General features: G+C 57.9%; 15 protein-coding genes and 1 pseudogene. 9 read left to right on the top strand and 7 right to left on the bottom strand.

Annotation, left to right across the window (positions count from 1 at the left end):
* The coding region (gene tsgA, locus B3797_RS03080; protein ID WP_311790343.1) for an MFS transporter TsgA at positions 1-436 on the bottom strand (436 nt) is incomplete at its 3' end.
* Between the two features lie 262 nt (positions 437-698).
* On the opposite strand from tsgA, the gene ppiA reads away from it, so the two are divergent.
* The 5 genes from ppiA (at position 699) to argD (ending at position 4,074) form a co-directional block, all read left to right on the top strand.
* Entirely contained in the window at positions 699-1,271 is a 573-nt protein-coding gene (gene ppiA, locus B3797_RS03075) for a peptidylprolyl isomerase A (RefSeq protein WP_311784105.1), read from the top strand.
* Positions 1,272-1,382: 111 nt separating this feature from the next.
* Positions 1,383-1,565 (top strand): YhfG family protein, encoded by a 183-nt coding sequence (locus B3797_RS03070; protein WP_311784106.1) that lies wholly within the window; start codon positions 1,383-1,385, stop codon positions 1,563-1,565.
* Positions 1,552-2,148, top strand: a complete 597-nt coding sequence (locus tag B3797_RS03065; protein WP_311790342.1) for a putative adenosine monophosphate-protein transferase Fic — start codon at positions 1,552-1,554, stop codon at positions 2,146-2,148. Before B3797_RS03070 ends, B3797_RS03065 begins: the two co-directional genes overlap by 14 nt.
* Before the next feature lie 41 nt (positions 2,149-2,189).
* The gene (locus B3797_RS03060) at positions 2,190-2,765 is read left to right on the top strand and encodes an aminodeoxychorismate synthase component II (protein WP_311790341.1); all 576 of its coding nucleotides are present in this window, start codon (positions 2,190-2,192) and stop codon (positions 2,763-2,765) included.
* Positions 2,766-2,853: 88 nt separating this feature from the next.
* Positions 2,854-4,074 carry a bifunctional acetylornithine/succinyldiaminopimelate transaminase gene (argD, locus tag B3797_RS03055; RefSeq protein WP_311784109.1) on the top strand — a complete coding sequence of 407 codons (1,221 nt, stop codon included), beginning with the start codon at positions 2,854-2,856 and terminating at the stop codon, positions 4,072-4,074.
* On the opposite strand, the gene B3797_RS03050 is transcribed toward argD, so the two are convergent.
* Positions 4,075-6,150, bottom strand: a complete 2,076-nt coding sequence (locus B3797_RS03050) for a YccS/YhfK family putative transporter (RefSeq protein WP_311784142.1) — start codon at positions 6,148-6,150, stop codon at positions 4,075-4,077.
* Positions 6,151-6,208: 58 nt separating this feature from the next.
* Positions 6,209-6,841, bottom strand: a complete 633-nt coding sequence (gene crp, locus B3797_RS03045; RefSeq protein WP_000242758.1) for a cAMP-activated global transcriptional regulator CRP — start codon at positions 6,839-6,841, stop codon at positions 6,209-6,211.
* Between the two features lie 300 nt (positions 6,842-7,141).
* Here crp and B3797_RS03040 point away from each other — a divergent pair, with 300 nt between their 5' ends.
* Positions 7,142-7,546, top strand: a complete 405-nt coding sequence (locus B3797_RS03040) for an OsmC family protein (protein ID WP_120457319.1) — start codon at positions 7,142-7,144, stop codon at positions 7,544-7,546.
* 199 nt (positions 7,547-7,745) lie between these two features.
* Here the strand turns inward: B3797_RS03040 and B3797_RS03035 are convergent, their stop codons facing one another.
* From B3797_RS03035 to B3797_RS03025, 3 genes are all read right to left on the bottom strand, one after another.
* A complete protein-coding gene (locus B3797_RS03035) occupies positions 7,746-8,615 on the bottom strand; it encodes a phosphoribulokinase (RefSeq protein WP_311784110.1) in 870 nt (289 codons plus the stop codon).
* A 61-nt stretch (positions 8,616-8,676) separates the two neighbouring features.
* Positions 8,677-8,895: a YheU family protein gene (locus B3797_RS03030; RefSeq protein ID WP_311784143.1), complete on the bottom strand. Its 219-nt coding sequence runs from the start codon at positions 8,893-8,895 to the stop codon at positions 8,677-8,679.
* Positions 8,892-9,908 (bottom strand): hydrolase, encoded by a 1,017-nt coding sequence (locus B3797_RS03025; protein ID WP_311790340.1) that lies wholly within the window; start codon positions 9,906-9,908, stop codon positions 8,892-8,894. The genes B3797_RS03030 and B3797_RS03025 overlap by 4 nt, the downstream gene beginning before the upstream one ends.
* Positions 9,909-9,965: 57 nt before the next feature.
* On the opposite strand from B3797_RS03025, the gene B3797_RS03020 reads away from it, so the two are divergent.
* Positions 9,966-10,568 (top strand): LysE family translocator, encoded by a 603-nt coding sequence (locus B3797_RS03020; RefSeq protein ID WP_311790339.1) that lies wholly within the window; start codon positions 9,966-9,968, stop codon positions 10,566-10,568.
* Position 10,569: 1 nt separating this feature from the next.
* Here the strand turns inward: B3797_RS03020 and B3797_RS03015 are convergent, their stop codons facing one another.
* Complete coding sequence (locus tag B3797_RS03015; protein ID WP_311784113.1) at positions 10,570-11,550, bottom strand: LacI family DNA-binding transcriptional regulator; 981 nt, start codon at positions 11,548-11,550, stop codon at positions 10,570-10,572.
* A gap of 235 nt (positions 11,551-11,785) precedes the next feature.
* Between B3797_RS03015 and tauA the strand changes: the two genes are divergently transcribed.
* Together tauA and tauB are read left to right on the top strand one after the other, a co-directional pair.
* Positions 11,786-12,766: a taurine ABC transporter substrate-binding protein gene (gene tauA, locus B3797_RS03010; RefSeq protein ID WP_311790338.1), complete on the top strand. Its 981-nt coding sequence runs from the start codon at positions 11,786-11,788 to the stop codon at positions 12,764-12,766.
* 10 nt (positions 12,767-12,776) lie between these two features.
* Positions 12,777-12,891: pseudogene (tauB, locus tag B3797_RS03005) on the top strand (taurine ABC transporter ATP-binding subunit); the annotation flags it as partial.

The raw sequence follows: 12,891 nt of genomic DNA, 5'->3' as shown, positions 1-12,891 counted from the left end.
TACCGGCCATGCTGAAGAAGGAGTCGGTAAACAGCAGGCGCGAGCCGCGCTGACGGCCTTCATAAATATGCGTAATAAGGAAGGTGCCGATCGACATGGTGATGCCGCTGACCACGCCCAGTACAAACATACAGAGCGAGAAGACGGAGAGATCGCGGCTGGTCATCAAACCCAGCACCGCCAGCACCATCAGAATAAAGCCGAAAATCAGCTGGCGCTTCAGCGGTACGATAACCATCAGCCAGGCGTTAAGGAAAACCGAGACCAGAATGCCGGCGTTCAGAAAGGTAAAGGTATTCCCCATACTTTCAATCGGCAGCTGGAAATCCTTCGCGATATCGCCCATAACCATGCCGGTGACGATCACCAGCGCGCCGGTCAGCGCGTACGAGAAAAAGCTTATCCAGGTAAGCCCAATACGATTACGATTTGTCATGTTGTGAACCTGTGAAAAACAGAGGGGGCGGCATAAAACTGTCAGAAAGTGTAAACGGAAGCGTGATCTTAATAAATAAAGACTGAAAATGACCTTTCATATTTCATTCATAATGTGATTTACATCACGAAAACGTTTGCGCAGGCGCTTTTTCCGTCCTGAACAGGCTGTGCGTAAATAACGGTAAAACGCTGGCTCTTGTATTTTATGCTCTTTACAATCAGTCTCGTTAAAAACTGCTCTCCAGGGTAAGGAATCTTTCATGTTTAAACGTACTCTTACAGCGGCGGTCGCCCTGTTTGCGCTCTCTTCCGTTTCAGCCTCAGCGCTGGCCGCCAAAGGCGATACGCACGTCCTGCTCACGACGTCCGCCGGTAATATCGAACTCGAACTGAATAATCAAAAAGCGCCGGTTTCGGTGAAAAACTTCGTCGACTACGTTAACAGCGGGTTCTACAACAACACTATTTTTCACCGCGTGATCCCAGGCTTTATGGTGCAGGGCGGCGGTTTTACTACCGACATGCAGCAGAAGCAGACCAACGCGCCGATCAAAAATGAAGCGGATAACGGCCTGCGCAACCTGCGCGGCACCATCTCTATGGCGCGCACCGCCGATAAAGACAGCGCGACCAGCCAGTTCTTTCTTAACGTTGCTGATAACGCTTTCCTCGATCATGGACAGCGTGACTTCGGCTACGCGGTTTTTGGTAAAATTGTGAAAGGAATGGATGTAGCCGACAAAATTTCCCAGGTTCCTACCAAAGATGTCGGCCCTTATCAAAATGTGCCGGTAAAACCGGTAGTTATCCTCTCTGCTAAAGTCCTGCCGTAACTTCTTGCGCCGCCATTCTCTGGCGGCGTCGCCTTGCCCGCTTCCGGCAAAGGGAAAATTTGCTCCTATACTCAGCTTCGAGAGTGCGGACAACCCTGAGCAGGAGGCGGCATGGCAAACAAACTCACCGAGAAACAGAAAAATACGCTCTGGCAACAGCGGCGCGTCGCCAGTTATCAGGCAAGCTGCCGGCTGGAAGGCTTAACGCTGGCAGAGCCAGCCAGCGCTTACGAACAGGCTGACGCGGCTGAAGCGCGACTCGAGTCGCTGAGGAGGCAGTATGGTGCCGAATAGCAGCGTCGCACGCGATCCCTATCTGTGGCAAAACGATGACGTGTTGAAAAACCGGCTGGAAATCCACGACGCCGCGCAGCTGCGTAAGGCGGAACTGGCATTTAGCGCCGCGCGTCTCGCCACGCTGGAGCTGGGGCCAGCCACTATCGGCCTTCCTTTCCTGCGCCATATTCACCGCACGCTGTTTCAGGATGTCTATGTCTGGGCGGGCGAGCTGCGCACCATTGATATCTGGCGCGACGACACGCCGTTTTGCCATTTCGAATATATCGAAAAAGAGGGCAATACGCTGATGGACGCGCTGGAAGAGGAAGAGGGGCTGCGCAATCTGGAGCAGGAGGATTTCGTGGCGCGTATCGCGCACTACTACTGCGAAATCCATATGCTGCATCCGTTTCGTGAAGGCAACGGGCGCGCCCAGCGCATCTTCTTCGAACAGCTCGCGCTGCACGCCGGGTATTTCCTGGAGTGGCAGAACGTTGAGGAGCAGCAGTGGCGAGAGGCTAACCAGGCGGGCGCGGACGGCGACCTTGCGCCGCTGGAAGCAGTATTCGCCCGCGTCGTGAGTCGCGCCAGCCTGTAAAACGCGTAGAATAGCGGCGGTTTTCTCAGTCTGGACTGACTATGCTGCTGCTAATCGACAACTACGACTCCTTTACCTGGAACCTTTACCAGTATTTTTGCGAGCTTGGCGCGCAGGTGCGCGTAGTGCGCAACGACGCCATCACGCTGGAGGAGATGGCGGCGCTGCCGCTGTCGCATCTGGTCATTTCGCCGGGGCCCTGTACGCCCGACGAGTCAGGTATTTCGATGGCGGCAATCCGCCACTTCGCCGGACGCATTCCGGTGCTGGGCGTCTGCCTGGGTCATCAGGCGATCGCCCAGGCTTACGGCGCGAAGGTGGTTCGCGCCCGCCAGGCGATGCACGGCAAAACCTCCGCTATCGCCCACACGAACTGCGGCGTGTTCCGCAATCTCAATCAACCGCTGACCGTCACGCGCTACCACTCGCTGATTGTGGCGTGGGATTCTCTGCCTGACGCCTTTGAAATCACCGCCTGGAGCCTGAAAGAGGGCGAGCCGGATGAGATTATGGGATTTCGTCACAAGGCGCTGGCGCTGGAAGGGGTGCAGTTTCATCCGGAAAGTATTCTGAGCGAGCAGGGGCACCAGCTGCTGCGTAATTTTCTCGAATCCTGAAGTTATGTTTGCCTTTGGGTGATTTATTATGCATATTTTGTGATTATTATTTCACTATGGCTCAATAAATAATCAAAGGTGGTCGCCGATGGCAGCGGAGAAAATTGCGGTAACGCGGGAAACGTTCGATAAGGTTATTTTGCCTGTTTATGCACCTGCGCAGTTCGTGCCGGTAAAAGGCAAGGGCAGCCGCGTCTGGGATCAGCAGGGCAAAGAGTATATCGACTTTTCCGGCGGCATCGCCGTAACGGCGCTGGGCCATTGTCATCCGGCGCTGGTGGAGGCGCTGAAAACCCAGGGCGAAACCCTGTGGCATTTAAGCAATGTTTTTACCAACGAGCCAGCGCTGCGCCTCGCCAGTAAACTGATTGACGCCACTTTCGCCGAGCGCGTCTTTTTCGCCAACTCCGGTGCCGAAGCGAACGAAGCCGCTTTCAAGCTGGCGCGCTACTACGCCTGCCATCGCCACAGCCCGTTCAAAACCAAAATCATCGCCTTCCACAACGCGTTTCACGGCCGTACCCTGTTTACCGTTTCCGTTGGCGGTCAGCCCAAATATTCCGATGGTTTTGGACCAAAACCGGCGGATATCGTACACGTTCCCTTTAACGATCTGGAGGCGGTCAAAGCGGTTATTGATGACCATACCTGCGCCATCGTGGTTGAGCCGATTCAGGGCGAGGGCGGCGTTATGCCCGCCACGCCGGAGTTTATGCAGGGACTGCGCGCGCTGTGCGATAAGCATCAGGCGCTGCTGGTGCTGGATGAAGTGCAGAGCGGCATGGGACGCAGCGGCAAGCTGTTCGCGTATGAGCACTACGGTGTGACGCCGGATATTCTTACCACCGCCAAAGCGCTGGGCGGCGGCTTCCCGGTGAGCGCCATGCTGACCACCCATGAAATTGCCTCAGCCATGTCGCCGGGCGTACACGGCACCACCTACGGCGGCAATCCGCTGGCCAGCGCGGTTGCGGAAGCCGCACTGGATGTCATCAATACGCCGGAGGTACTGCAGGGCGTTCAGACGCGTCGCGAGCAGTTCGTAACGGCGCTGAAAGCGCTCGACGCGAAGCATAATCTCTTTACGGACATTCGCGGCAAAGGTTTGCTGATCGGCGCGGCGCTGAAGCCGCAGCATGCCGGTAAAGCGCGCGATATCCTCCACGCGGCGGCCGCGGAGGGGCTGATGGTGCTGGTGGCGGGAACTGATGTGATCCGCTTTGCGCCGTCGCTGGTCATTGAGCCCACCGATATTGAAGAGGGCATGGCGCGCTTTGCCCGCGCGGTGGAAAGCGTGCTGACGGCCTGATCAACTCTTGCGCAGACGCCTTATCAGCCAGCGGCCATGATGCGGCCGCTGGCTCCACGCCAGCGACGAAATGGTGTGCATCGCGTTCAGATGTTCCAGAATGCGCTTCACATGCTGCTCCAGAATCGTCCTGGGGCCTTCATCCAGATCCTCTACGCCCGCCATCACGTTAGTCTGCGATCCCGGCCCGTCATACTCCAGCCGCTGCTGGCAGCGCTGTAGCGCGATTTCGCACGACTGCAGATAACGCTGCGCCAGATCCGGCGTCAGCATAGTGTGTTCGCGAGCAAGGATCGTTATGGCGTTGATATGCTCAACGATAAACTGGCTGTGCGTTACCCATAAGCGCATATCTTTCAGGTACTGTGCGTTAAAGCCCGGTTCCTGCATCGCCTGATTGAGCGAGTTGAACAGCGCGTTATGCGCCTGGTTGACCCTCATACGCTGATAAGCCAGCTTTTTCGCCTCCTGCTCTGGCCCCAATAGCAGCCGCAGCGCATCCTGATAGGTTTCCAGTGCGTCGTGGGCGTTCTGACGCAGCAGCCCGCTCTGCCACTGCGGCCAGAGCCATAGCATGCCGCCAAAGGCGATAAGACATCCCATCAGCGTATCCATCAGGCGCGGCAGTAAAAACTGCGCGCCGTTTAGCGACAGCAGCTGTAACGAGTAAACCGCCGTGACGGTAAAGCCGATCATCGACCAGCCGTAATATTTGCGCGTCACCAGGTAGCTCAGCAGCGTTACCACCAGCATAAACAGCAGCACCAGCGATTCCGGCACCGCAAAGCGCAGCGAGGCGGCGGCAATCACCAGACCGGCGAAAGTGCCCAGCGCCCGGTGCTGGATCCGCACCCGCGTGGCGCTGTAGCCGTTCTGACTGACGAACATAATGGTCATCAGGATCCAGTAGGGCTTGGGGATGTCGAACAGCATCGCCAGCGCGCTGCCGAACATCAGCATCACGGCGAAGCGCGCCGCCGTGCGCAGCGCGGAGGATTTCAGCGACAGGTAGCTGCGCAGCGCGGCAAGCAGCGGCAGGCGGCGCTGGCGATCGGACATCAGGTCGCGCTGATAGAGCGGTTTTTGCGTGCGCAGCACGCGCGCGATGCGGCTGAAGTGGTAGAAACAGAAGTGGCCCACCGGATTCTCCGGATGCTGGCGGGCGATTTTTTCCAGCGCGCCGAGCGGCTTATCCATCTCGAAGCGGCTCGGCAGCTGATGGTAAAGAATGGAATCGGCCAGCGCGCGCAGCCGCGCCGAGATAATTTTGGCGTTCCAGCGTATGACCGCTTCCGCATGGCTGCGCTCTACCAGCTTTTGCACCTCTTCCGGCTGATGCAGGCTGACAGAGATATGCTCCTGCAGGTCAAGCGCCACCTGAAAGGCGCGCGTCAGCCGCTTATGGCTGTTGTCGCGGCTGGCGGAGAGCATATGCATCTGCTGGTAGCAGGTGTTAATCAAATCGACCGCTTTCTGCTGGCGCGCCAGCAGCGGGGGCAACGCTTTTTCCGGATCGGTAAGCTGAGTCAGCAGCGTATATTTCGCGTCGCAGTAGTCCGCCAGTTCGCGGTAGATCAGGCTCAGGGTTTCGCGCATCGGCTGCTCTTTCCACAGCCAGAACCAGAACCAGTTAAAGAGTCCATACCAGAGCGTGCCGCCGATATAGAGCAGCGGTGGCACATAGATCGGCATGCGGCCAATCAGGCTCAGCGTAAAGATTGCCGCCACCAGCGTGCCTGAAAGTAGCCGCCCATGCAGGGGACTGATTTCGCCGGTAACGCCCAGCAGCAGCGGCAGAACAAAGAGTACGGCAGGCAGCGGTACGCCTTTCAGCGTTAAGAGCTGGATCAGAAAACTGCCGAGCGCAAACAGCGATCCGCCGACAATCAGACGTTTGAAGAAGCGCTTGTGCGGCGTATCCAGACCCGCGACGTTGCAGCAGGCAGGTACGAGAGAGAAGAGCAGGCCTTTCTGCAGATCGCCAAACAGCCAGCCGAGCGCCACGGGAATGCACAGCACCAGCGTCTGCCGCAGGGCATAGTTAACTTCGGGGTGATAGATGATTCGACGCCACATCACTTAACTAAAAGCAGTAACGGCGTGACTGAGAGATCACGCCGTGAGTGAGAGGAAATCAGCGGGTGCCGTAAACGACAATGGTTTTGCCGTGTGCGGAAATCAGGTTCTGGTCTTCCAGCATTTTCAAAATGCGGCCCACGGTTTCGCGTGAGCAACCAACGATTTGGCCAATTTCCTGACGAGTAATTTTGATTTGCATGCCGTCGGGATGCGTCATGGCGTCTGGCTGTTTAGCCAGGTTAAGCAGGGTTTGTGCAATACGTCCGGTAACGTCGAGGAAAGCTAAATTGCCTACTTTTTCCGATGTGACCTGCAGACGGCGCGCCATCTGCGAAGAGAGACGCATTAAAATATCCGGGTTCACCTGAATAAGCTGACGGAATTTCTTGTAGGAAATCTCCGCCACTTCGCACGCGGTTTTAGCGCGTACCCAGGCGCTGCGCTCCTGACCTTCTTCAAACAGGCCAAGCTCGCCGATAAAATCACCCTGATTCAGGTAAGAGAGGATCATCTCTTTGCCCTCTTCATCTTTGATAAGCACCGCAACGGAACCTTTCACGATGTAGTAGAGGGTTTCAGCCTTCTCACCCTGATGAATCAGCGTACTTTTGGATGGATATTTGTGAATATGGCAATGGGACAGGAACCATTCGAGTGTAGGGTCTGTTTGCGGTTTGCCGAGAACCATTCGCTATTATCCTCTGTTGTAATCGTGCCCAAAACGCGGGGGGATTATTCCCTGCCAGGCGATGAAAGCTTCAAGCGTTTCTCCTGAAGGAGATTATTCGGGCCTTATTTTGCGGCAGGCGCTTGATGTGTCCCGTCTTCGTCCTTAACAGAACGAACTATTTTCAGCACTGTTTGTAGCACAGCTTTTGCCGACTGTCTTCTGTTGTCTCGCTTCAGCAAAGGGGGGATTACTCTGGATTGCTGTTTGTCAGGTGAACGCGTACTCTGGCGGCAAACGGGCTATTCTTGAGGTGGAAACATGCAGGCACGAGTGAAGTGGGTCGAAGGGTTAACCTTTCTCGGCGAGTCGGCGTCGGGACATCAGATTCTGATGGACGGCAACTCCGGCGATAAAGCGCCAAGTCCAATGGAGATGGTGTTGATGGCGACGGGCGGCTGCAGTGCCATCGATGTGGTCTCTATTTTACAGAAAGGGCGCAACGAGGTGGCAGACTGCGAGGTGAAGCTGACCTCTGAGCGTCGCGAAGAGGCGCCGCGTCTGTTTACCCATATTAACCTGCACTTTGTGGTTAGCGGCAAAGCGCTGAGCGATAAAGCCGTGGCGCGCGCGGTAGATCTCTCGGCGGAGAAGTATTGCTCGGTGGCGTTGATGCTGGGCAAGGGCGTTGAGATTACCCATAGCTATGAGGTGATTGAGCTGTAAGGCCTGCTCTTACAGACAGCACATAAATTCAAGGAGCGGATGGCAAGGACCGAAGAGCAAAGCGTCCCGCGCCATGGATGGTGCGGGCCGAGCGGGCAAGGATGCCGTCTTTTGCGTCTTTGCGATCGGGCCTTGCCATCCGCGACCACCTCGGTCTTACCATCTGCGACCATCTGCGGCCACCTGCGCTCACAGCCAGTCAGGCAATCCGCTTTCCTTCCATCAGTCGCTGCACCAGCGGCGCCATAATCAGCTCCATCGCCAGCCCCATTTTGCCGCCCGGTACCACCAGGGTATTCATATGCGAAATAAACGAACCCTGCAGCATTGCCAGCAGATAGGGGAAATCGATATTTTCCAGCCCGCGAAAGTGAATAACCACAAAGCTCTCGTCCAGCGACGGGATCTCACGCGCGGCGAACGGGTTTGAGGTATCGACGGTAGGCACGCGCTGGAAGTTGATGTGGGTGCGTGAAAACTGCGGCGTAATGAAGTTGATGTAATCCTCCATCGAGCGAACCACAGAATCCATCACGGCTTCGCGCGAGTGGCCGCGTTCGCTGGTGTCGCGCACCAGCTTCTGGATCCACTCCAGGTTAACGATCGGCACCACCCCTACCAGCAGGTCAACTTTCTCCGCCACATTATGCTGCTGCGTCACTACGCCGCCGTGGAGTCCTTCATAGAACAGCACGTCGGTATTTTCCGGCAGCGGCTGCCAGGGCGTAAAGGTGCCGGGCACCTGATTCCAGGGAACGGCTTCGTCGTAGGTGTGCAGATACTTGCGCGACTGGCCTTTCCCCTCATTGCCGTAGTCGGTAAAAGTTTGCTCCAGCAGACCGAAATCATTGGCTTCCGGGCCGAAATAGCTGACGTGACGCCCCAGGTCGCGCGCCTTGCGGATAGCCATATCCATTTCCGGCCGCGTATAGCGGTGGAAGCTGTCGCCCTCCAGCTCGGCAGCATGCAGGTTGAGCTGCTGAAAAATTTTACGGAACGCCAGGCTGGTGGTGGTGGTGCCGGCCCCGCTGGAGCCGGTTACCGCAATAATCGGATGTCGTGCTGACATGAAAAAGCTCCCTGTAAAGTCGGGCGATGGGCATTGTTAACATGAAAAGCGCGTCGACGCATCAGCCGCGAAATTCCCTGCGCGGCATAATATTGATGGTTTCATGCAGTTCCGACCAGACCAGCACGACGTCGCCGCGCTCCAGCTGGCGGCGCACATCATCAACTTTTTGCGCCAGGCTGCGCTCCTGCTCGCCATAGTCAGTGCCTTCGCGCAGCACAAAGGCTTCAATCAGGTTGGTAAGCGTATCGGGATCGAGTTGTTGCCAGGGAATAATCATGATGAGAGCCATTGTGTAAGCCACTGCGGCACACGCTGTTCGAGCCACATCTGCGGTTGACGCAGCGTGCCGCCGACAAAGCCAACGTGTCCGCCATGCGGCGTAAGTTGATAGGTGGTACTGGCTGAGAGCTGCTCCGGCAGTGGGATCACCTCATCAGTCATAAAAGGATCGTCTTCGGCGTGAATGATCAGCAAGGGCTTACGCACCTTTTTTAACAGCGGCATAGCGCTGGCGCGCCGGTAATAGTCGCCCGCATCAAGAAAGCCATGGGCGCGGGCGGTGATGGCGTCGTCAAAATCGCGCAGGCGGCGCAGCGCCTTAAGCTGCAGCAAATCTACCGGCAGCGTGCCCGGCCACGCGCGCAGCTTACGCTCGGCGTTCTTTTTCAACTGGTCGAGCAGATAGCGTTGATAAAAGCGTGAAAAGCCCTGTTCAAGCTTCAGGCTGCAAGGCTCCAGCAGCAGCGGCGCAGAGACGATAACCCCGGCGTCGAGCGGCGCGGCGTCGCCCAGCCTGCCGAGCAGGCAACCCAGCATATTGCCGCCGAGCGAAACGCCTACCGCGGCGGTCGGCGCATCACCCCAGCGCGTTTTCAGCCAGCGCAGAAAAAAGGCGGCGTCTTCGGTTTCGCCAGAGTGATAGATACGATGCAGGCGGTTCGGCTCGCCGCCGCAGCCGCGAAAATGCATCACGACGCCGAGCCAGCCCTGCCGCTGGCAGGCATGCATCAGCCCGTGGGCATAAGGACTGTGAAAGTTGCCCTCCAGCCCGTGGAACAACACCACGCGCGGCTTATGGCTCGCCTGCTGCGGATCTTCGCTCCAGGCGAGGTCGAGGAAGTCGCCGTCTGGCAGATCGAGGCGCTGCCAGTGCGGACGAAGTAACAGGCGACGACGCACCAGACGCGGCAGCACCGTCTGCAGATGCGGATTGCGCAGGGCGCGCGGCGGCATAAAGCCCGCTGTCGCGTCAGGAGTAAAATTCATGCCGCCAGGGCTTGTCTGATCCATATCACACTGTTAGCTTCGTTAAGTTTGTCGCAAGTCTGGGGTGAGGAGCACCCGTTCATGGAACTGAGCCTGTTTTTTTCAATGTTAGGTTTTCTCTGGGTCGCCGCCATCACGCCAGGCCCTAATAATATGTTACTCACCGCCTCCGGCGCCAATTTCGGCTTCTGGCGTACCTTGCCGTTAATGGTCGGCATTATGATCGGCATGCAGGTGATGCTGCTGATGGTGGCGTTCGGCGTCGGCGGCCTGATCCTGCTCTATCCCGCGCTTCACCTTATCCTCAAGATCGCCGGCAGCCTTTATCTGCTCTGGCTGGCCTGGAAAATCGCCACTGCCGCCTATGAGAAGCTGGAAACCGGCGACGCGCCACCAAAACCGATGCCGTTCTGGCAGGGCGGCCTGCTGCAGCTGATTAACCCGAAAGCCTGGCTGATGGCGCTGGGCGCGGTCGCGAGCTTTAGTCTTGCCGGCGCTGCCTATCTGCATTCCGTCATGGCCATCAGCTTTGGCATGTTTCTGGTTAACCTGGTAGCGGGTGTTATCTGGATCGGCTTCGGCGCGCTGATTGGCCGCATCCTGCAAAGCCGCCGCGCCTGGACCCTCTTTAACGTGGCGATGGGCCTGCTGACCGCCGCCTGCGTGCTGCTTATCTGGCGCTGAACTAGCTGGAGGCGCGCTCGACGCGCTTCCACGGCAGCAGATCGCGCACCACCGGCGACGTCGGGCGGCGAATACGCTGCAGCAAAAGCTGAACGCTGCGCGCGCCAAGCTGATACATCGGCTGTTCAATGGTGGTAAGCGGCGGGTTCAGGCTGCGAGTAAAGGGAATGCCGTCAAAGCCGACGACGGCGAGATCCTCTGGAACGCGCAGGCCCGCTTCCAGCGCGGCATGCACTACGCCTACCGCCAGTACGTCCGACACCGCCAGCACCGCATCCGGCAGCTCAGGCTGCTGCAACAGCTGACGCAGCGCCTGGCTGCCCGCCTCGCATGAAATCTCTTCGGCATAGGCCACGCCGCGCCACGGCAGCCCCAGCTGTTCCAACTCCTCGCGATAGCCCGCTTCACGCTGGTGTGAATAGAGATAGCGCATATCGCTGTTAACCAGTCCGATACGGCGGCGGCCTTTGCCTGCCAGATAGCGCACCGTTTCGCGCGCCGCGCCGCGGTTATCAATGGCGACGGAAGAGGCTGCTATGGCGGGATCGTATTCTGCGCACTGTACCCAGGGCGCGTCGCCAATCAGGGCGGCGATATCCTGTAGCGTAGAGGCCGCATCCATGGTGATGACGCCATCAACCACCTTGCCGGTCAGCAGGCCGAGCCAGGCGGATTCTCGCCGCAGCTGCGAGGCGGAGTTGCAGAGAAGAATATGGTAGCCCTGCGCTTCCGCTTCCGCCTCGATGCCTTGCACCACGCGCGAACAGAAGGGATTGGTAATATCGGAAATCAGCACCAGCAGCATATGGCTCTGGGCGGTGCGCAGCTGGCGCGCAAGCAGGTTGGGCTGGTATTCGCTGGCGGAGATCGCCGCCAGCACCCGGTCGCGCGTGTCCGCTTTTACGCCTGGATGCGCATTAAGCACGCGGGATACCGTAGCTTTAGAGACGCCCGCCAGCAGCGCGACCTTCTCAATGGACATATTGCCGCATACCTTTCTTGCCGGTTAACAGGGAGCCATATCAATAACACAGCGGCAATGTGAGCGCCTGCCATTTTGTCTGAATAATCGGTTCGCCATTGCCAGATTTCGCATCAGCTTTGCCGATCATGATCTAAGAACATCTTTTTATTATGAATAATTTTTAATTCCTTTATGAAATCACTGCCGCTGGCGACACTGCGCCCATCATAAGAGCCTGGCGGAGTGCGATTTCATGGCAGTGAAAAGACCTTTAACGATATTGGCTGCAGCGCTTTCGCTGCTGGTGTTTCAGGCGCAGGCCGTCAATGTGACGGTGGCGTATCAGACCTCTGCCGAACCGGCAAAAGTGGCGCAGGCGGACAATACCTTTGCGCGCGAGAGCGGCGCGACCGTTGACTGGCGTAAGTTCGACAGCGGCGCGGGCGTGCTGCGCGCGCTGGCGTCGGGCGACGTGCAGATCGGTAATATCGGCTCCAGTCCGCTGGCCGTGGCCGCCACGCAGCAATTACCGATCGAAGCCTTTTTACTGGCGTCGCAGCTCGGCAGCTCCGAAGCGCTGGTGGTGAAAAAGGGGATCGGCGGCCCGAAAGATCTGATCGGTAAACGCATCGCCGTACCGTTTATTTCCACCACCCACTACAGCCTGCTGGCGGCGCTGAAGCACTGGGGCATCAAGCCGACAGAGGTGCAGCTGGTAAACCTGCAGCCACCCGCGATTATCGCCGCCTGGCAGCGTGGAGATATCGACGGCGCCTATGTCTGGGCGCCTGCCGTCAACGAGCTGGAGAAAGATGGCAAGGTGCTGACGGACTCTTCGCAGGTAGGGCAGTGGGGCTCGCCGACGCTTGACGTCTGGGTGGTGCGCAAAGATTTCGCCAGCGCGCATCCTGACGTGGTAACGGCTTTCGCTCGCAGCGCCATCGAGGCGCAAAAAGCCTACCTTAATAACCCGGGCCAGTGGCTGAAGCAGCCAGATAATCTGAGCAAGCTGTCGCGCCTGAGCGGCGTGCCGGAAGCGCAGATAGCGGATCTGGTGATGGGCAATACCTACCTCACGGCGCAGCAGCAGGTAGAACAGCTGGGCAAGCCGGTGAATAAAGCGATCGTCGATACGGCCAGCTTCCTGAAAGAGCAGGGCAAGGTGCCGCAGGCGAACGCCGACTACAGCGATTTCGTCACCAGCCGCTTTGTCGAGCCGCTGGCGAAACAGTAAGGAGAACGCCATGCTGCGCATCGCTCATCTTAACGCGCGTTATGCCGGACGACCCGCCCTGCAGGATATCAGCCTGCAGCTCGATAAAGGCGAACTGCTGGTGGTGCTCGGCCCGTCGGGCTGCG

The organism is Pantoea sp. UBA5923, assembly GCF_002431095.1.
Classification (GTDB): Bacteria; Pseudomonadota; Gammaproteobacteria; order Enterobacterales; family Enterobacteriaceae; genus Pantoea; species Pantoea piersonii.
This window is presented reverse-complemented; position numbering and strand designations above follow the sequence as displayed.